Annotated in this window: 17 protein-coding genes and 1 pseudogene; 11 read left to right on the top strand and 7 right to left on the bottom strand. The window is 74.2% G+C overall.

Features of this window, described 5'->3' with window-relative positions; all coding sequences use genetic code 11:
* The first annotated feature begins 49 nt into the window (after window positions 1–49).
* Entirely contained in the window at window positions 50–697 is a 648-nt protein-coding gene (locus OG823_RS25255) for a hypothetical protein (protein WP_371482080.1), read from the top strand.
* Window positions 698–841: 144 nt separating this feature from the next.
* Here OG823_RS25255 and erpA read toward each other — a convergent pair whose 3' ends face one another.
* Window positions 842–1,195, bottom strand: coding sequence for an iron-sulfur cluster insertion protein ErpA (gene erpA / locus OG823_RS25250; protein WP_073923267.1), 354 nt, complete (start codon window positions 1,193–1,195; stop codon window positions 842–844).
* A 219-nt stretch (window positions 1,196–1,414) separates the two neighbouring features.
* Here erpA and OG823_RS25245 point away from each other — a divergent pair, with 219 nt between their 5' ends.
* On the top strand, window positions 1,415–2,284 hold the full coding sequence (locus OG823_RS25245; RefSeq protein WP_371482078.1) for a GNAT family N-acetyltransferase: 870 nt from the start codon (window positions 1,415–1,417) through the stop codon (window positions 2,282–2,284).
* Window positions 2,285–2,335: 51 nt separating this feature from the next.
* On the opposite strand, the gene OG823_RS25240 is transcribed toward OG823_RS25245, so the two are convergent.
* The 3 genes from OG823_RS25240 to OG823_RS25230 all read right to left on the bottom strand — a co-directional run bounded on the left by OG823_RS25240 (window position 2,336) and on the right by OG823_RS25230 (window position 5,609).
* Window positions 2,336–3,703 carry an aspartate aminotransferase family protein gene (locus tag OG823_RS25240; RefSeq protein ID WP_371482076.1) on the bottom strand — a complete coding sequence of 456 codons (1,368 nt, stop codon included), beginning with the start codon at window positions 3,701–3,703 and terminating at the stop codon, window positions 2,336–2,338.
* A gap of 304 nt (window positions 3,704–4,007) precedes the next feature.
* Window positions 4,008–4,484 (bottom strand): Lrp/AsnC family transcriptional regulator, encoded by a 477-nt coding sequence (locus OG823_RS25235; RefSeq protein ID WP_371482075.1) that lies wholly within the window; start codon window positions 4,482–4,484, stop codon window positions 4,008–4,010.
* Window positions 4,485–4,682: 198 nt separating this feature from the next.
* Entirely contained in the window at window positions 4,683–5,609 is a 927-nt protein-coding gene (locus OG823_RS25230) for an NADP-dependent oxidoreductase (protein ID WP_371482074.1), read from the bottom strand.
* Between the two features lie 215 nt (window positions 5,610–5,824).
* Here OG823_RS25230 and nadA point away from each other — a divergent pair, with 215 nt between their 5' ends.
* Window positions 5,825–7,006: a quinolinate synthase NadA gene (nadA, locus tag OG823_RS25225; RefSeq protein ID WP_371482073.1), complete on the top strand. Its 1,182-nt coding sequence runs from the start codon at window positions 5,825–5,827 to the stop codon at window positions 7,004–7,006.
* Between the two features lie 65 nt (window positions 7,007–7,071).
* Here the strand turns inward: nadA and OG823_RS25220 are convergent, their stop codons facing one another.
* Together OG823_RS25220 and OG823_RS25215 are read right to left on the bottom strand one after the other, a co-directional pair.
* Window positions 7,072–7,371, bottom strand: a complete 300-nt coding sequence (locus tag OG823_RS25220) for a hypothetical protein (RefSeq protein WP_371482072.1) — start codon at window positions 7,369–7,371, stop codon at window positions 7,072–7,074.
* 61 nt (window positions 7,372–7,432) lie between these two features.
* Window positions 7,433–8,242, bottom strand: coding sequence for a PspA/IM30 family protein (locus OG823_RS25215; protein WP_371482071.1), 810 nt, complete (start codon window positions 8,240–8,242; stop codon window positions 7,433–7,435).
* 299 nt (window positions 8,243–8,541) lie between these two features.
* Between OG823_RS25215 and OG823_RS25210 the strand changes: the two genes are divergently transcribed.
* Window positions 8,542–9,141 carry a DUF3043 domain-containing protein gene (locus OG823_RS25210; protein WP_371482070.1) on the top strand — a complete coding sequence of 200 codons (600 nt, stop codon included), beginning with the start codon at window positions 8,542–8,544 and terminating at the stop codon, window positions 9,139–9,141.
* Between the two features lie 185 nt (window positions 9,142–9,326).
* Entirely contained in the window at window positions 9,327–10,022 is a 696-nt protein-coding gene (locus OG823_RS25205; RefSeq protein ID WP_371484647.1) for a class I SAM-dependent methyltransferase, read from the top strand.
* A gap of 77 nt (window positions 10,023–10,099) precedes the next feature.
* Here OG823_RS25205 and OG823_RS25200 read toward each other — a convergent pair whose 3' ends face one another.
* Window positions 10,100–10,300, bottom strand: a complete 201-nt coding sequence (locus OG823_RS25200) for a hypothetical protein (RefSeq protein ID WP_371482069.1) — start codon at window positions 10,298–10,300, stop codon at window positions 10,100–10,102.
* 143 nt (window positions 10,301–10,443) lie between these two features.
* On the opposite strand from OG823_RS25200, the pseudogene cobU reads away from it, so the two are divergent.
* The 6 genes and pseudogenes from cobU to lpdA form a co-directional block, all read left to right on the top strand.
* Window positions 10,444–10,992, top strand: a pseudogene (cobU, locus tag OG823_RS25195) (bifunctional adenosylcobinamide kinase/adenosylcobinamide-phosphate guanylyltransferase); the annotation flags it as partial.
* A 66-nt stretch (window positions 10,993–11,058) separates the two neighbouring features.
* Complete coding sequence (locus OG823_RS25190; RefSeq protein ID WP_371482068.1) at window positions 11,059–12,177, top strand: nicotinate-nucleotide--dimethylbenzimidazole phosphoribosyltransferase; 1,119 nt, start codon at window positions 11,059–11,061, stop codon at window positions 12,175–12,177.
* A gap of 13 nt (window positions 12,178–12,190) precedes the next feature.
* Window positions 12,191–13,006 carry an adenosylcobinamide-GDP ribazoletransferase gene (locus tag OG823_RS25185; protein ID WP_371484646.1) on the top strand — a complete coding sequence of 272 codons (816 nt, stop codon included), beginning with the start codon at window positions 12,191–12,193 and terminating at the stop codon, window positions 13,004–13,006.
* A gap of 196 nt (window positions 13,007–13,202) precedes the next feature.
* Window positions 13,203–15,314 (top strand): hypothetical protein, encoded by a 2,112-nt coding sequence (locus OG823_RS25180; RefSeq protein WP_371482067.1) that lies wholly within the window; start codon window positions 13,203–13,205, stop codon window positions 15,312–15,314.
* Window positions 15,315–15,765: 451 nt separating this feature from the next.
* Entirely contained in the window at window positions 15,766–17,268 is a 1,503-nt protein-coding gene (locus OG823_RS25175; RefSeq protein WP_371482065.1) for a leucyl aminopeptidase, read from the top strand.
* 426 nt (window positions 17,269–17,694) lie between these two features.
* Window positions 17,695–19,083, top strand: a complete 1,389-nt coding sequence (gene lpdA, locus OG823_RS25170) for a dihydrolipoyl dehydrogenase (protein ID WP_371482064.1) — start codon at window positions 17,695–17,697, stop codon at window positions 19,081–19,083.
* The last annotated feature ends 39 nt before the right edge of the window (window positions 19,084–19,122 follow it).

Below are 19,122 nucleotides of genomic sequence, written 5' to 3'. Positions count from 1 at the left end.
GGTGCCGCCGGGGAGGCGGCGCCGCACCGACCCTCGGGAGGAAGTCGTGATGGAGATGCAGACGAAGGCCCGGCCGGTGCGCCGCCCGCGCGGACGGCGGGCGGCGGTGGCGGTGGCCGGGTTGGCCCTGGCGCTCGGCGCGGTGGCCGGCTGCGGCAGCGGCGGCGCGCCCGGCGCGGACGGGGCCACGGCGCAGCCCTCGGCCGTGGCGGGCAGCACCGCCCCGACGGCCTCACCCTCGCCTGCCGCGTCGGATCCGGCGGCCGGCGGCCCGACGGCGAGCCCCTCGGCGAGTTCCGCGCCGAGCCCCGGCACCGGCGCGACGACCGAGCCCGGCCCCGGCGGCCCGAGCCGCCCCGGGATCGCCCCCGGTGAGCCCGCCCCGGTGCCGGGCGGCCGGCAGACGATCAGCTACCAGCTGAGCGGCAACCGGCTGACCGTCTGGTTCTACGGCGGCGTCTGCGAGAAGTACGGCCTGAAGGTGGACGAGAGCAAGCCCGGCCAGGTCGGCATCCGGATCGTGGTGACCACCCCCGCGCCGGCCGGTCAGGCCTGCCCGGCGATCGCCAAGCGGCAGTCGGTGACCGGGGACCTCGCCAAGCCGCTGATGGGCCGCACCGTGGTGGACACCGACCGCGGCGCGGAGGTGCCGCTGGAGTCCGAGTACCACGGCGGCCCCGTCCCGGCGGACCAGTAGGGCGCAGCCGACGCCGGACGAACGGACGGCGAACGGCAGACGGCGCACGGCAGACGGCGGACGGCGCACGGCGCACGGCAGACGGCAACGCCGAAGGCGGCCCCCGGGTGATCCCGGGGGCCGCCTTCTGGGTGCTGCTGGGGCCTAGCTGAACGAGTCGCCGCAGGCGCAGGAGCCGGTGGCGTTCGGGTTGTCGATCGTGAAGCCCTGCTTCTCGATGGTGTCCACGAAGTCCACGGTGGCGCCGCCGAGGTAGGGGGCGCTCATGCGGTCGGTGACGACCTTGACACCGTTGAAGTCCTTGAGCACGTCGCCGTCGAGCGAGCGCTCGTCGAAGAAGAGCTGGTAGCGCAGGCCGGAGCAACCGCCGGGCTGGACGGCGACGCGCAGCGCCAGGTCCTCGCGGCCTTCCTGCTCCAACAGGCCCTTCACCTTGGCCGCGGCGGCATCGGTAAGGAGCAGACCACTCTCGACGGTGGTCTCGTCCTGGACGGTCATCTCGGTACTCCCGGTCGTTGACGACAATGTGCCGCCAGTGCCAACCAGCGGCCACCCGGATTCAATTCCCGGGCGGAGGTTCTGTCTCGGTTCCTGCCGGTGAAAGGGCTCCTCGCCCGCTCCCCGCGCTTCCCATGCTCGCACACCCGGGAGACCTGGTCACCGTCCGATCCTGGCAAAACGGTCACCCCGGCAGGGGTCGGCGGCCAGGATGGACCCATGATCCTGCGCCAGGTGAAGGACACTGCCGCCGATGCCGAGACCGTCCGGCAGATCGCCCGATCGGCCTTCGCGGGCCTCCCGGGAGCGGCCACCCCACCCGCTGAGGGGCCCCGCCTCGTCCAGCAGCTCGCCCGGACCAGGCACCTGGTCCGGACCGACCCGGAGGGCTGCTGGATCGCCGAGCACGACGGGGAGGCGGTGGGCGCGGCGCTCTCGCTGCGGCGGGAGGGCGTGTGGATCCTGGCACTGTTCGTGGTGCTGCCGGGCGCCCAGGGCAAGGGCGTCGGGCGGTTGCTGCTGGAGCGGGCGGCGGCGTACGGGCGGGGCTGTCTGCGCGGGATGCTCTGTGCCTCGCCCTCCCCCGCCGCGGCCCGGCGCTACCGGCGGGCGGGGTTCACGCTGCACCCCACGATGGGGCTGCGCGGTCCGGTGGACCGCGCCGGGCTGCTGGACCCGGGCGACATCCCGGTGCACCCCGGCGGCCCCGTGCACCGGCATCTGCTGGACTCGGTGGACCGCCGGGCGCGGGGCGCCGCGCACGGGCCGGACCACGACTTCATGCTGGCCCACTACGAGGATCTGCTGGTCGCCGACACCCTCGCCGGCAGCGGCTACTGCTACCGAGACGGCGGCGAGGTCAAGCTGCTCGCCGCGACCTCCAAGCGGATCGCCACCCGGCTGCTGCGGGAGGCCCTGGCCCGGGTGCCCGACGGCGAGGAGGCCGTGGTGCAGTTCCTCACCGCCGAGCAGGAGTGGGCGGTGGACGTCGGTCTGGAGGTCGGTCTCACCCTGGAGAACCGGGGATATCTCGCGGTGCGCGGGATGCGGCCGCCGACGCCCTACCTGCCCAGCGGCGGCTTCCTCTAGCCGGTCGTGGCAGGGGCGCCCCGGCCAGGGGCGCCCCGAGGGGATCGGCCCTCACACCATGGTGTCGAGGATCTCCCGGACCATCTCCATCGTGGTGCCCGGGTGCAGGAAGGCGAAGCGGGCGACGGTCTCGCCGTCCCAGCCGGTGGGGGTGACGAAGCCGATCTGGTCCGCGAGCAGCCGCTGCGACCAGCGGTAGTAGTCCTCGGAGCTCCAGCCCCTGCGGCGGAAGCAGACGGCGGACAGCTGCGGGTCGTGCAGCAGTTCCAGGTGCTCGGTGTCCCGGATGACCTGCGCGCTCTCCCTGGCCAGCCGCAGGCCCTCCTCGATCGCGTCGGTGTACGCCTGGGTGCCGTGCACCGCGAGCGAGAACCAGAGCGGCAGGCCGCGGGCGCGGCGGGTGAGGTGGTAGGCGTAGTCGGTGGGGTTCCACTCGTCGCCCTCGGTGTGCAGGACGTCCAGGTAGGAGGCGTCCTGGGTGTGCACGGCGCGGGCCAGCTGCGGGTTGCGGTAGAGCAGGGCGGCGCAGTCGAACGGCGCGAAGAGCCACTTGTGGGGGTCCACGACGAAGGAGTCGGCGTGCTCGATGCCGTTGTAGCGCTCGCGGACCGAGGGGGCGAACAGGCCCGCGCCGCCGTAGGCGCCGTCCACGTGGAACCAGAGGCCGCGCTCGCGGGTGACCTCGGACAGGCCCTGGAGGTCGTCGACGATGCCCTCGTTGGTGGTACCGGCGGTGCCGACCACCGCGACGACGGTCTCGGGGTTCGGGTCGGCGGCCAGGGCGGCGCGCAGCGCCTCGCCGGTGAAGCGGCGGTCCACGGTCGGGACCACGAAGGCCTCGACGCCGATGATGTTGAAGGTGTTCTTGACCGAGGAGTGCACCTGATCGGCGACGGCGATCCGCAGCGTGGTCTCCCGGCCGACGCCGAGCCTTCGGCGTGCGGTGTCGCGGGCGACCACCAGGGCGGAGAGGTTGCCCGCCGAGCCGCCGGAGACGAAGGTTCCGCCGGCCTGGTCGGGCAGGCCGGCGCGGTCCGCGATCAGCCGCAGCACCTGGTTCTCGGCGGCGATCGCACCGGCCGCCTCCAGCCAGGAGATGCCCTGCAGCGAGGCGCAGGAGACCACCATGTCGAAGAGCAGCGCGGCCTTGGTCGGCGCGCAGGGGATGAAGGAGAGGTAGCGCGGGCTGTCGGCGGAGATGACCGCGCGGGACAGCTCGTGGTCGTAGAGCTTGAGCACGTCGGCGGGGCTGTTGCCGGTGGCGTTCAGCAGGCCGGCCAGCGAGGCGCGCAGGTGGTCGCCGTCGCCGGGGTGGTCGAGCGGTACGGGGTCGTACTGCAGCCGCTCACGCATGTAGTCGAACACCAGGTCGACCAGCTCGTTGTCGGGCCGGTGCATGCGGTGGGGAGCTGCGGACACGGGTGTCCCTCTCGGCTTCGGGTGTCGGGGAGGCCGGGCCGCGGGGCTGGAGGGGCGGGGCGGACCGACATGATCAGCCTAGGCAGCGGGCGGCCCCGGCCGCGCGTCGGAACCCGGCCGGTCAGGCAGCTTTCGGGCGTGTTCGGACGGGTCCGCGCAGGATTCCTGCGTGGCGGATGCGACGGGTGCGGTCGGTGGGGCCGACGGGGCTCGGCCGGCGGTTCGGCACCCCGACGGCGGGCGGCGGCGAGGCACCCGGCCGGGGGCCGGTCGGGCGCCGGGCGGCCGGGGGCCGGTCGGCAGGTCAGCCGATCAGCCGGGAGAGCACCACCGAACTGCGGCTTCGCTGGACGCCCGGCTCCTTGCGGATCCGCTCGATCACGGCCTCCAGGTGCCGGGTGTCGGAGGCGCGCAGGTGGACCAGGGCGTCCGGGTCGCCGGTGACCGTCCAGGCGGCGACCACCTCGGGGAACTGCCGCAGACTGGCGAGGATCTCCTCCGGCGCGGTCCGCTCCCGGCAGTAGACCTCGACGAAGGCCTCGGTGTGCCAGCCGAGCAGCGCCGGATCGAGCACGACGGTGAAGCCGCGGACCACCCCCCGGGCGCGCAGCCGGTCGATCCGGCGCCGGACTGCGGTCGCGGAGAGGTTCACCAGCAGGCCGATCTCGGCGTACGAGGCGCGCCCGTCGCGGCCGAGCTGGGCCAGCAGCAGCCGGTCGGTCTCGTCCAGCGAGACGTCCAGGGCGGCCCCGCCGGGCTCGGGCGGTCGGCTGGTGCTCATCGGTGCGGGGCTCCACGGGTCGTACGGGGTGCGGAACGGGCGGTGATCCGCAAAAACGGTTCACCGCCCATTCTGGCGGATCGCGGGCGCGGGCCACCCCCGCCCGGAGCCGCCCGCCCGCGCGGACCAGGGCCGAACGGCGCGGAGCTCGGCGCGGACGGCACGGGGCAGGGCCGGACAGCACGGGGCAGGGCCGGTTCAGCCGGCCAGCAGTACGATCTTGCCCCGGGTCCGGCCCTCCGCGCCGAGCTCCTGCGCGGAGGCGGCCTGCGCCAGCGGAAAGGTGGAGGCGACCGTCACGGTGAGCCGTCCCTCGTCGGCCAGCCGGGCGAGCGCGGCGAGCGCGGCGGCGTCCGGACGGCACCACACGTAGTGGCCGCCCCGGGCCACCACGCCGTAGTCGGCGACCGAGGCGATCCGGGCCGAGTCGGCGACCAGTCCGGCGGAGACCTCCACGGCGTCGCCGCCGACCAGGTCCAGCGCGGCGTCCACCCCGTCGGGGGCCAGCCGGCGGACCCGATCGGCCAGGCCCTCCCCGTGCGCCACCGGCTCCGCGCCGAGCTCGCGCAGGTAGTCGTGGTTGCGCGGCCCCGCCGTGCCGATCACCCGGGCTCCCAGTGAGCGGGCGATCTGGACCGCGAGGTGGCCCACGCCGCCCGCGGCCGCGTGGATCAGCACCGTCTCGCCCTCCCGGATCTTCAGCGCCCCGACCAGCCCCTGGTGGGCGGTCAGCCCGGCCAGCGGCAGGCCGCCGGCCTGGGCCCAGCTCAGCGCCGCGGGCTTCCTGGCGAGGGTGCGGACGGGAGCCGCGACCAGCTCGGCGTACGTGCCGTGCTCGACGGAGTCCTTGCGGACGTAGCCGATCACCTCGTCGCCGGGGGCGAACTCGGTGACCCCACCGCCGACGGCCCGCACGACACCGGCCAGGTCCCAGCCCATGACGAGCGGGAAGTGCGCGTCCAGGACGCCGTCGAGGTGTCCTTCCCGGATCTTCCGGTCCACCGGGTTCACGCCGACCGCCCTGGTCCGGACGAGCACGGAGTCCGGCCCGACCCGGGGGTCGGGGAGGTCGGTGAACTCGACGACCTCGGGGCCGCCGTACCGCCTGATCGCGATTGCCTTCATCCCGCCAGCCAACCAGCAGCGGGGCCCGACCGCGCTCCGGCACGCCCCGCGGGCACCGGAAGGGGGCGGGGAAGACGCCGCTCGGGCGAGCGGTGCTCGTCACATCGACACGGTGTCCATCGTCAATCTGACGCTAACCGGGTTATGATAGATAACGTCAGATAGACGAGAAGGCCGCTTCGACGGACCCGGCCGCACCAGGAGGGCACCCGCCCGTGACCACGACCACTGAGACCTACGGCGTCGATCCCACTCCGACGCCGCTCGCCCTGCTGCTCCTCGGCCGCGAGGCCGACCCGAACAGCGAGCGCGGCGTCGAGTGCCCCGGCGACCTGCCCGCCGCCTCCGACCCCGACCTGGTCGAGCGCGCCCGCGCGGCCAAGGAGGCCCTCGGCGAGCGTGTCTTCATCCTCGGCCACCACTACCAGCGGGACGAGGTCATCGAGTTCGCGGACGTCACCGGCGACTCCTTCAAGCTCGCCCGCGACGCCGCCGCCCGCCCGGAGGCCGAGTTCATCGTCTTCTGCGGCGTGCACTTCATGGCCGAGTCGGCGGACATCCTGACCGGCGCGACCCAGCAGGTCATCCTGCCGGACCTCGCGGCCGGCTGTTCGATGGCCGACATGGCCACCGCCGAGCAGGTCGCCGAGTGCTGGGACGTCCTCACCGACGCCGGCATAGCCGACGTGACCGTCCCGGTCTCGTACATGAACTCCTCCGCCGACATCAAGGCCTTCACCGGCAAGCACGGCGGCACCATCTGCACCTCCTCCAACGCCGAGCGCGCGCTGCAGTGGGCGTTCGAGCAGGGCCAGAAGGTGCTCTTCCTGCCGGACCAGCACCTGGGCCGCAACACCGCGGTGCGGGACATGGGCCTGTCGCTGGACGACTGTGTCCTCTACAACCCGCACAAGCCGAACGGCGGCCTCACCGTCGAGCAGCTGCGCGACGCCAAGATGATCCTCTGGCGCGGCCACTGCTCGGTGCACGGGCGGTTCTCGGTGGACTCGGTGAACGACGTCCGCGCGCGGATCCCCGGCGTCAACGTGCTGGTGCACCCCGAGTGCAAGCACGAGGTCGTCTCGGCCGCCGACATGGTGGGCTCGACCGAGTACATCATCAAGGCGCTGGACGCGGCGGAGCCCGGCTCCAAGTGGGCCATCGGCACGGAGCTCAACCTCGTACGCCGGCTCGCCAAGGCGCACCCCGACAAGGAGGTCGTCTTCCTGGACCGGGCGGTCTGCTTCTGCTCGACCATGAACCGGATCGACCTCCCGCACCTGGTCTGGACGCTGGAGTCGCTGGTCGAGGGCCGGGTCCCGAACGTGATCACCGTGGATCCGGAGACCGAGAAGTACGCCAGGGCGGCGCTGGACCGGATGCTGGCCCTGCCGTAGGCGAGGCGGTACGCGTGAGGGCGGGCACCCCGGCCGGGGTGCCCGCCCTCACGCGTCGCCTTCGCCTACTCGTACTCGGGGATGCCGGGGATCAGCCCGTCACCCTCCGCCCGCAGCAGCTGCCGGACCTCGTCGATGGTCGCCTCGACGTTCGGCAGGATCAGGTCGGACGGCTCCAGGGAGTCGTCCGGCAGCGGGGTGCCGTACTGCTTCACGGCCACCAGCAGGCCGTTCAGGGCGGCCCGGAACTTCTCGTCGCTCCCCGACTCCAGTGCGCGCAGCAGTTCGTCGTCCAACGCGTTGAGCCGGTTCAGGTGATCGTCGGCCACCTGGAACTGCCCTTCCCCCATGACCCTCATGATCATGCTGCTGCGTCTCCCTGCGGTCGTGGCAGCGGCCGTGCGGCCGCCGCCGTAGGAGTGGGGATCACTTGTTGTAGTTGATCGTCCCGGGGTTGTTCTTCGTGTCCTGCGGGGCCTGGGCCCCGGGCTTGCCCGGCTCGATCGCCGGCTGCGCGGCCGGGCTGCCGCCGGTGAGCTCGGCCTTCATCCTGGCCAGTTCGAGCTCGACGTCGGAGCCGCCGGCCACCCGCTCCAGCTCGGCCTCGATGTCGTCCTTGCGACCGAGGCCGCTCGAGTCGTCGAGCGCGCCGGAGGCCAGCAGCTCGTCGATCGCGCCCGCACGGGCCTGCATCTGGGCCGTCTTGTCCTCGGCCCGCTGGATCGCCAGGCCCACGTCGCCCATCTCCTCCGAGATCCCGGAGAAGGACTCCGCGATCCGGGTCTGCGCCTGGGCGGCGGTGTAGGTGGCCTTGATGGTCTCCTTCTTCGTCCGGAAGGCGTCCACCTTGGCCTGCAGCCGCTGGGAGGCGAGCGTGAGCTTCTCCTCCTCGGCCTGGAGCTGCTGGTACTGCGTCTCCAGGTCGGTGATCTGCGTCTGCATGCCGGCCTTGCGGGTCAGCGCCTCGCGCGCGAGATCCTCCCGGCCGAGCGAGAGTGCCTTGCGCCCCTGGTCCTCGTACTTGGCGGACTGCTGCTGCAGCTGGGTCAGCTGGAGCTCCAGGCGCTTGCGCGAGGTGGCCACGTCGGCCACTCCCCTGCGCACCTTCTGCAGCAGTTCGAGCTGCTTCTGGTACGAGTAGTCGAGCGTTTCACGCGGATCTTCTGCACGGTCCAGGGCCTTGTTGGCCTTGGACTTGAAGATCAGCCCCATACGCTTCATGATTCCGTCGCTCATGGGCCTCGGGTGCCCCCTTCTCCGGCCTGCGGACTGTATCTCGTTACCAGACACGACGAGTGTATGTGCAGCGAGGCGGTCGCCGCAGTGCACCTGCCTGCAACAAGACTGCTACAGCCATACGTGCCGATGCCTCATCCCGGGGGTGGAGCCGACCCCGATTTCATGATCCGGCAGAACGGGGGGAGCCCGTACTGGACGCGCCGGAACGAGGCCGGAAAACCCCGGGCGGTTGATCGATATCTGTTTGGGTCCAAGGGCACGGGAAGAAGCGGCCGGGCACCCCGTACGCTGGGGGTGTGTTCCGACGCCGTTCAGACGATGCCTCTGCCTCCGCCGTAGTGCTGGAGAAGCAGGACGATACGAGCCAGGCCCGCGACCCGCAGGCGAAGAAGGGCCGGCCCACGCCCAAGCGCAGTGAGGCCGAGGCCCACCGGAAGACCCGGGTGGTCGTCCCCAAGGACCGCAAGGAGGCCGCCCGCCAGTCGCGCGAGCGGGCACGCTCCGCGCGGGAGAAGCAGCGCACCGCGCTGCTGGAGGGGGACGAGCGCTACCTTCCGGCCCGTGACAAGGGCCCGGTGCGCAAGTTCGCCCGCGACTACGTGGACGCCCGCTGGTCGCTGGCCGAGTTCTTCCTGCCCGCCGCCGTGGTCATCCTGATCCTCAGCGTGGTGCGGGTGCCGACCCTTCAGCTGCTCTCCACCGTGCTCTTCCTGCTCTTCTTCGTCCTGGTGGTGCTGGACTTCGTCCGGCTCGGCCTCGGACTGCGCAAGCAGCTCGGCGAGCGCTTCGCCGGGCAGAACAGCAAGGGCGCCGTCGCGTACGGCCTCATGCGCATCCTGCAGATGCGCCGCCTGCGGCTGCCCAAGCCGCAGATCCAGCGCGGGGCCAAGCCCTGACCGCCGAGCCGGTGAACTCGGGCCGGGTACCTCCCACCTGGGAGGGACCCGGCCTGTACGCGTTGCCGGGCCAGGGCGGCGGGGGCCACGACCGGCTCCCCTCGCGCAGCGGCTCGTTCGCCGGCGGCGCCGGACCCTGGCTGGAGCGCCAGGGCGGGCTGCGCAACCTCGTCCGCCAGGAGCTGGTGGCCCGCCAGCTCGCCGAGCAGCTGGCCGGCCGGACCGAGCAGCGCGTGCTGGACGTCGGCTGCGGCCAGGGCACCCAGGCGCTGCGCCTGGCCCGGGCCGGCCACTTCGTCACCGGCATCGACTCCGACCCCGTCACCCTCGGCGCCGCCCAGGGCGCGCTCGCCCACGAGCCGGACGAGGTCCGCGGGCGGGTCCAGCTGCTCAGCGGGGACGGGCACCAGTGCGGGCGCTGGTTCGGCGCCCGCAGCTTCGACGTGGTGCTCTGCCACGGCGTGCTGACCTACCTGCCCGACCCGGATCCGATGATCGCCTCACTGGCCCGGCTGCTCGCCCCCGGCGGGATCCTCTCGCTGGTCGTCCGCAACCGCGACGCGCTGGCCATGCGCCCGGGCGCGGAGGGCGACTGGCGCGCGGCCCTGCACGCCTTCGAGAGCGACCGCTACTACAACCGGCTCGGCCTCAGTGCCCGCGCCGACCGCCTCTGCGACCTGGCCGTCACGCTGTCCGAGGTGTCCGTACCGCTCAAGCACTGGTACGGCGTACGGGTCTTCACCGACAACGCGCCGGACGACGCGGCGCCGCCGGTGGACGGCCGCCGGCTCGCCCAGCTGCTGGACGCCGAGGAACGCGCCGGCCGCACGGATCCGTACCGGCAGATAGCCGCGCTGCTGCACGTGGTGGGCGGCAAGTAGCACCGCCCACCGGGCCTGTGGTGATCAGGCACCGCGCGGAGCGGGCCGGGTGCCGGACGTCCCGGGCGCCGCGCGGATCAGGCCTCGTGCAGGCTCATCGAGTAGATGACGCGGTCGTCGTCCAGCAGGACGGCGGTGTCGACACCGTCCTCCACCAGCTGCTTCCAGGACTCGCCGATCCAGGACTCCGCATCGCCCTGCCCAGGGAACTCCTCCTGGCCGCCGACCGGGTCGACCAGGGTGCCGTCCGTCTTCTCGTACCGCCACGTCCAGACCATGCCCGGCTCCTCCCGATGACCACTGCCGCCGGCGGCGCTGCCGGCTCAGCCCGACGTGCCGCTTGTCGTGCTGCGCACACTAGCCTGCCCGGCCCGGTCGTCCCTACGCCTCGTCGGGCAGGATGAACGGCATGTCACTCCCCCGAACCCTGATTCTCGGCGGCGCCCGCTCCGGCAAGTCCACCCGGGCCGAGCAGTTGCTCGGCGCGTACGACGACGTGTTGTACGTGGCGACGAGCGGCGCCCGGGAGGGCGACCCCGAGTGGGCCCGGCGGGTCGACCTGCACCGGGAGCGGCGCCCCGCGAGCTGGCGGACCGCGGAGACCTGTGAGCTGGAGGGCGTGCTGGCGGACGCGGCGGACCCGGCGCCGGTGCTGATCGACTGTCTGGCGCTGTGGCTGACCGCGGTGATGGACGGGTGCGGGGCCTGGGACGACGACACCTGGGCGGCGGGCGGCGAACGGGCGGTGCAGGAGAGGTGCGGGGCGCTCGCCGCGGCGTGGGGGGCGACCGGCCGTCAGGTGGTCGCGGTGAGCAACGAGGTCGGGATGGGGGTGGTGCCCGGCACGGCCGCGGGACGGCGGTTCCGGGACACCCTGGGCCGGCTGAACATGGCGATGGCGGACGCCTCGGAGCGGGTGCTGCTGGTGGTGGCCGGGCAGGTGATCACGGTCAAACCGGCCGGTGGCTGACCGGTGACGGCCGGTGGCCAAGGGCCGCCACCGGGCCCGGGCCGGCGCCGTGTAGCCTTCGAGGCGATGGACACGACCGTGGATCTCGATACGTTCTCCTCGCTCGTCGAGCGCCCCGACGAGAGCGCCCGCAGGGCCGCCGACGAGCGCTGGAAGGCGCTCGACCGGCCTCATGGCGGGCTCGGCCGGCTGGAGGAGCTGGGCAGTTGGCTGGCGTCCGTACAGGGGCACTCCCCCGTACGGCCGTTGGCGGCGCCCAAGGTGCTGCTGTTCGCGGGTGACCACGGGGTGGCCGCGCTCGGGGTCTCCGAGCTGGCGGCCGACGGCGGCACGGCCGCGCGGGTCCGGGCCGTCCTGGACGGCACCGCGCCGGTCGCCGTGCTCGCGCGCCGCTTCGGCGCCCGGATCCGGGTCGTCGACGTGGCCGTGGACGCCGATCCGTCCGACTTTCCCGACGAGGTGGTCCGGCACCGGGTGCGGCGCGGCTCCGGCCGGATCGACGTCGAGGACGCGCTGAGCCCGGAGGAGACCGCCCGGGCCTTCCGCGCGGGTATGGCCGTCGCCGACGAGGAGGCCGACGCCGGCACCGACCTGGTGGTGCTGGGCGACCTCGGGGTCGGCTCGACCACCGTCGCGGCGGTGCTGGTGGGCGCCCTGTGCGGGACGGACGCGGCGGCGGTGACCGGGCGCGGCTCGGGCATCGACGACCGGCTCTGGATGGTCAAGTGCGCCACCGTCCGGGATTCGCTGCGGCGGGCCCGCCCGGTCCTCGGCGACCAGTTGGCGCTGCTGGCGGCCACCGGCGGCGCGGACTTCGCCGCGATCACCGGCTTCCTGCTGCAGGCCGCCGTGCGCCGGCTGCCGGTGGTGCTGGACGGCGTCGTCTCGGCGGCCTGCGCCCTGGTCGCGCAGCGGATCGCCTTCCGGGCGCCGGAGTGGTGGCGGGCCGGGCAGGCCAGCGGCGAGCCCGCCCAGGCGAAGGCGTACGACCGGCTGACCCTGCTCCCCCTGCAGGACCAGATGATCACCATGGGCGAGGGGGTGGGCGCGCTGATGTCGCTCCCGCTGCTCCAGGCCGCGGCCGACACGCTCGCCGAGCCGACCTCCCTCGCCCCCGCGCTGCCCGAGGAGCCCCGGGAGCAGCCGAAGCTGCCCTCGGCGGCGGATCTGCTCGGCCGGATCTGACGCGGTGTCCGACGTGCCCGGCGGCGGTCCGCCCACCGAGGGCCCGCCGGCCGGCGCGCCCTCGGTGTCGGAGGCGCTGAGGTTCGCGTTCGGCACGCTGTCGGTCCTGCGGGTCCGGGTCGAGCGCTGGGACCGGCCGACGGCGGGTCGGGCGATGCTCTGCGCGCCGGTGGTCGGGGTCGTCCTGGGGGCTCTCGCGGCGCTGGTCGGCGCGTTGGTCGCCTGGCGCGCCGGCGGGCTGCTCGGCGCGGTCGCGGCGGTCGCCGTGCAGGCCGCCCTCACCCGGGGTCTGCACCTGGACGGCCTCGCGGACGTCGCGGACGGCCTCGGCAGCGGAAAGCCCGCCGAGGACGCCCTGCGGATCATGAAGCAGTCCGACATCGGCCCGTTCGGGGTGCTGACCCTGCTGCTCACCCTGCTCGCCCAGATCGCCGCTCTGGCGGGCCGGTTCGACGCCTCACCCTGGCGCGGGGCACTCGCCGTGCTCGCCGCCGCGACGGCGGCGCGCTGCGCGCTCGCCTGGGGCTGCCTGCGCTCGGTGCCGGCCGCCCGCCCCGGCGGGCTCGGCGCGACGGTCGCGAGCACGGTGGGGACCGGCGGCGCCCTCGCGGTCTCGGCCGGCGCCGCGCTGCTGCTGGGCCTGCTCGGCCTGACCGACGGCGGCTCGGCCCTGTGGCTGCCGGTGGCACTCCTCGTGGGCCTGGTCTGCGCCCGGCTGCTGCTGCGGCGCTGCGTTCGCCGCTTCGGCGGGATCACCGGCGACGTGCTGGGCGCGATGGCGGAGTGCGCGGCGACCGGCAGCCTGCTCACGCTGGCCCTGGCCGGATAGCACCCGGCGCCCGCTCGTCCTCCACCCGGCCACCGCCCGGCCCGCGCCCGGCCGCCGAAAGCCCTTCGCCCGGCCACCGCCCGCCCGCTGCCCGTCCCCGCTCGGCTCGGCGGGCGCCCTGCCGCCGCCGGACCGCTCGCCCACGACCGGCCCGGCGGGCTCGTAGAATCGGCGATGATCACGACAAGGGGGGCGAGTGAACGGGCGCGAGCACGGGATACCACCGCTGCGGGCCGGGCGACAGCCCGCCGGGCGGGCGCTGCTGGACTGGCTGGACGACCGGCGCGCGCCGAGGCTGTGCCGGGTGTCGGGCCCGCCGGGCATCGGCAAGACCCACCTGCTGGCCTGGCTCGCCACCGCGGGCGACTCCCCCGGCGCCCTCGCCGGCCGGCGGCCGGACGCCGTCCTGAACGCCGCCGGGCTCACCGTGGACGGCGCCACCTGGACCTTGGCCGGCCTACTGGGCCTGGCCGCCCGCACCCCCGCCGAACTCCTCGCCGCGGTGCGCGAGGACGGCCGGCCCCTGCTGCTGCTGGTGCGGGACCTCGACCGGGCCGTCATACCCGGCGCCGTCACCTCGGAGTTGCTCGTCCCGCTGCTGGCGGTGGCGGGCCTGCGCGCGGTCGTCGAGGCCGCCACCGGCAGCCCGGAGGGCGACGCGCTGGCGGCCACCGGCCCGCAGGCCGTCCTGGAACTGGACGACCCGCTGTGGACGGATGCCGAGCGGTTCGCGTCCTGGTACCGGCGGCTGGGCGGCGCCTCGCCGTTCGAGGCCGCCCACGTCTACCCCAGCCCCGGCCTGGCCCGGCTCGCCGCCCGGATACCGGCGCCTGCCGGGCCCTCGGCCGAGGGCCCGCCGCGGGCAGCTGCCGACCGGCCGACCGACGGACCGGCCGACGGACCGGCGGCGGCCTGGTGGGCGGCCCTGCCCGAGGAACTGCGGCCGGCCGTGACCGCGCTCGCCGACGCCCCCCGGCCGCTGACCCGGGAGGAGTGGGCCCTGCTCGCCGAACCCGGCGCCGTGCACCGGGCCGGGGAACTGCTGCCCACCGACCCGTCGCCCCGGTCCGACGACGGCCGCCCCGCCGGGGAGACCTGGTGGCTGCCGCCCGGGCCCCTGCGCGAGGCCGTGACCGCGGCGGCCCCGGCCTCCGATCCGCATGCCGTGCTCTGGGCCCTGGTGAGTGCGATGCCCTGCACCGCCGACGGCGGCCCCGACCTGCCGCGCACCGCGCAGGGCCTGCTGGGGCTGGTGCTCGGCCAGGCCGTCCGGGTGGGCACGGCCGGTCAACTCCTCGACGATGTGGGCTTCCTGGCCCACGCGGACCCGCTCGCCGTCACGGCCGCCTTCGCGGCTGTCCCGGACGGCCGGTACGCCGGCTGCTGGCGGGCCGCGGGCCCCGCGCTGATCGGTGAGCGGGCGCCCGGGGTACGGGGCGAACTGCTGCGCGCCCGGCTGTGGGGCGCCGAGCAGGCCGGACCCGGACCGGCGGCGGCGCCGGTGCGGTGGCGCGCCGAGTGGGCCCACTGGCCGGCGCTGGACGCGCCGCTGGTGGCGGCCGCCGTGGGCGAGGGCCGGTACGCCGGCCGGCTCCTGGTGGTGGACGCCAAGGGCGCCGTCGAACAGATCGACCTGACGGACGGCCAGGCTCTCGGCCCGGCGCCGTTCGAGGCGCCCGCGCAACTTCGGGCACTGGTCTGCACACCCGAGGGCGGCGTGCTCGGGCTGACCGCGACGGGGATGCCCCTGCTGCTGGACGGCCCCGCGCCGCACGTCCTGCCCGGCGGCGGGATCAGCGCACTGGCGGGGCTGCCCGCCAGTGGGGATCCGGGCGGCGCGGTGCACTGGCTCGCGCCCGGGCGGGCGGTCGGCGAGCGGCTGCACGACGGCCCGGTGACCGCGGTCGGCGCGGTCCTGCCGGCGCCCGCGCGGCCGGATGCGGACCCGCTGCCGCTGGTGCTCAGCGGCGGCCTGGACGGACGCGTCCGGGTCTGGCGGCCCGGCTTCGCACCGGCCGCTGACCCGGTGCACGAAGGATCCGGACCGGTGGTCTCGGTCGCCGTCGCCCTGCCGGTCCGGGAGGGCGACGGCCCGCTGACCGCGGCGGCCTGGACCGACGGCGTGGTGCGCCTGCGGCGGCTCGACGGCGAGGACGCCGGGCCCGGGCGGCAGGATTCGCTGGAGCTGCGGCTCGGCTCCCCGGTCACCGCCGTCCAGCTGGACGGGGCCGGACGGCTGCTGGTGCTGCTGACCGACGGGGTCGTCTGCGTCGGCGCCGGCGATCCGGGCCCCGCCGATACCCGCTGACCGGCACCCGGCGACCGGTGTCCGCGCGGCCCCGGACCGGGGCGCGGGGCCCGGCGGGGAGCGCGGCCCGCCCGCGCCCCTCACCTGACGCGGCTTCAATCACCGCTGGTCCAGGAGTCCCTGTGGCCCCGGCCGGGGCCACCGGCACCGGCGCCCCGGGCGGCGGCGGGCCGGTGGCCGAAGACCGGACCGGACCGGGGGCGGCGTGATCCCAGCATGCGGACTACCATGCGGGGAGCACCGTAGCTCTGCATCGTCGCAGGTTCCGCCCGGCCGCTCCCGCCGAGGAGCCCGGGCCCCTGGTGTGTGCGGCCGCCGGTGGCGGCGCACGCGCCGGCGGCTCCGGGCCCGGAGCCGAGTGGGCGGGCGGCCCCGGCGAGGCGGGGGTACGCCGACCCGGCAGCACCGCCGCGGCCGGCCGTGGACCGCATAAAGAACAGGACGCGAATACGTGACTGCATTGTCTGTGAGCACCTCCTCCGCCGCCTCGCTGCGTGCGGACGCCCTGGTGGTCGGCGTGGCAAAGGGCCCCAAGGGCATCGTGGTGGCCCCCGGTGCCGAGGCCGTGGCCGAGGCGTTCGAGGGCAAGCTGGCCGAGGTCCTCACCACCCTGGGAGCGAGCGGCGGCGAAGGGGAGGCCGTCAAGCTCCCGTCCCCCGCCGGCCTGAAGGCACCCCTCGTACTCGCGGTCGGCCTCGGCGACGCCGAGGAGGGCTTCTCCGAGGAGGCGCTGCGCCGCGCCGCCGGCGTGGCCGCCCGGACCCTGGCCGGCGCGAAGAAGGTCGCGCTGGCGCTGCCCGCCGAGTCGGCCGAGGACGCCGGCGCGGTCGCGCTGGGCGCCCTGCTCGGCTCGTACTCGTACGGCACCTACAAGAGCAACGGCAACGGCAAGGAGCCGGTCGCCGAGCTGGTCCTGCTGACGAGCCGCAAGGGCAGCAAGGACGCCAAGGCCGCGGTCGAGCGCGCCACGGCCGTCGGCGAGGAGATGAACCGCGCCCGCGACCTGATCAACATGGCGCCCAACGACCTCAACCCGAGGGCCTTCGCCGCGATCGCCCAGGCCGCCGGCAAGGAGCACGGCCTCAAGGTCGAGGTGCTGGACGAGAAGGCGCTCGCCAAGGGCGGCTTCGGCGGCATCCTCGGCGTCGGCGTCGGCTCGGCGAACCCGCCCCGGCTGGTGAAGGTGGCCTACACCCACCCGAAGGCGACGGCGACGCTGGCCTTCATCGGCAAGGGCATCACCTACGACTCGGGCGGCATCTCGCTCAAGCCGGCGGGCCACAACGAGACCATGAAGTGCGACATGTCGGGCGCGGCCGCGGTCTTCGCCGCCGTGGTCAGCGCCAAGCGCCTGGGCCTTGCCGTCAACGTCACCGGCTGGCTGGCGCTGGCCGAGAACATGCCGTCGGGCTCGGCCACCCGCCCCGGCGACGTGCTGCGGATGTACGGCGGCAAGACCGTCGAGGTGCTGAACACCGACGCCGAGGGCCGCCTGGTGCTCGCCGACGCCATCGTCCGGGCCGGCGAGGAGAACCCGGACGTCATCGTCGACGTGGCGACGCTGACCGGCGCGATGGTGCTGGCCCTGGGCACCCGCACCTTCGGTGTGATGTCCAACAGCGACGAACTGCGCGAGAGCCTGCACGCCACCGCGCAGGCGGCCGGCGAGCTGTCCTGGCCGATGCCGCTGCCGGCGGACCTGCGCAAGGGCATGACCGAGTCGACCATCGCCGACCTGGCGAACATGGGCGAGCGGATGGGCGGCGGCCTGGTGGCCGGCCTCTTCCTGAAGGAGTTCGTCGCCGAGGGCACCGACTGGGCCCACCTCGACATCGCCGGACCGGCCTTCCACGAGGGCGCGCCCTACGGCTACACCCCCAAGGGCGGCACCGCCAGCGCCGTCCGCACGCTCGTGCGATTCGCCGAGCAGCGGGCCGCGGGTGCCAAGGGCTGACCCGTTCCACCGTCTCCACCGGCTCCCGTGAGCCGATCGGGCCCGGCGCCTCAACAGGCGCCGGGCCCTTTTCATTCCCATTTCCTATTACCTGACGGTAATAAGCCGGATCACCGCCCGCACCCGTGTTCGCTGCGGGCGAAACTTTGTTCCACAGGGCGGAACTCCCCCGCTCCGCCCCCCTGCCCGGCCCCGCTCACCACCGCGCGGACACCGCTGTGAGCTGCGGAGATACCCTGACGTACAGGACTCTCACAGCTGCGCGACCGGCCGTGCTCCACCCCCCGAGGCGGGCCGGGACATCAGCCGCCGCGAACAAGTGCGAAGATGTATTTCCGGCATGACTGGGCGCCTTACAAGGGCATCCCGACCCACCGGACCGCGACCGGCCCGGCGATCCGCACCCCTTTGCATGGAGGACGTGACGTGGCGAACGACGCCAGCACCGTTTTCGACGTTGTCATTCTCGGAGGCGGAAGCGGCGGTTACGCCGCGGCGCTCCGCGCCGCTCAGCTCGGCCTGAGCGTGGCCCTGATCGAGAAGGGCGAGCTGGGCGGTACCTGCCTGCACCGTGGTTGCATCCCGACCAAGGCTCTCCTGCACGCCGCCGAGGTCGCGGACGAGACCCGCGAGGCGGCCGAGTTCGGCGTCCTCGCGACCTTCCAGGGCATCGACATCAAGGGCGTCCACAAGTACAAGGACGACGTCGTCTCCGGTCTGTACAAGGGCCTGCAGGGCCTGGTGGCCTCCCGCAAGGTCCACTACATCACCGGCGAGGGCAAGCTCTCCTCGCAGACTTCCGTGGACGTCAACGGCCAGCGCGTCGAGGGCCGCCACATCCTCCTGGCGACCGGCTCCGTGCCGAAGTCGCTCCCGGGCCTGAACATCGACGGCGACCGCGTGATCTCCTCGGACCACGCGCTCAAGCTCGACCGCATCCCGAAGTCCGCCGTGATCCTCGGCGGCGGCGTCATCGGTGTCGAGTTCGCGTCCGTCTGGAAGTCCTTCGGCGTCGACGTCACCATCGTCGAGGCGCTGCCGCACCTGGTGCCGCTGGAGGACGAGAACTCCTCCAAGCTGCTGGAGCGCGCGTTCCGCAAGCGCGGCATCAAGTTCGAGCTCAAGGCCCGCTTCTCCGGCGTCGAGTACACCGCCGACGGCGTGCGCGTCTCGACCGAGAACGGCAAGCAGATCGACGCCGACCTGCTGCTCGTCGCCATCGGCCGCGGCCCGGTCTCGGCCGGCCTCGGCTACGAGGAGAACGGCGTCGCGCTCGACCGCGGCTACGTCCTCGTCGACGAGTACATGCGCACCAACGTGCCCACCATCTCGGCGGTCGGCGACCTCGTCCCGACCCTGCAGCTGGCCCACGTCGGCTTCGCCGAGGGCATCCTCGTCGCCGAGCGCCTGGCCGGCCTCAAGGCCGTGCCGATCGACTACGACGGCGTGCCCCGCGTGACCTACTCCAACCCCGAGGTCGCCTCGGTCGGCATCTCCGAGGCCAAGGCCGTCGAGCTGTACGGCAAGGACAAGGTCGTCACGCTCAAGTACAACCTGGCCGGCAACGGCAAGAGCAAGATCCTGAAGACCGCCGGCGAGATCAAGCTCGTCCAGGTCAAGGACGGCGCCGTGGTGGGTGTCCACATGGTCGGTGCCCGCATGGGTGAGCAGGTCGGCGAAGCTCAGCTGATCTACAACTGGGAGGCCCTGCCCTCCGAGGTCGCGCAGCTGATCCACGCGCACCCGACGCAGTCCGAGGCCCTTGGCGAGGCGCACCTGGCGCTGGCCGGCAAGCCGCTGCACGCGCACGACTGATCGCGCTCCCCATCTCCTTCCCCCATCCCGTACGCAAGA

This window comes from Kitasatospora sp. NBC_00315 (assembly GCF_041435095.1).
Taxonomy (GTDB): domain Bacteria; phylum Actinomycetota; class Actinomycetes; order Streptomycetales; family Streptomycetaceae; genus Kitasatospora.
The sequence above is the reverse complement of the archived record's forward strand: the minus strand, read 5'-3'. Positions and strand labels throughout refer to the sequence as shown.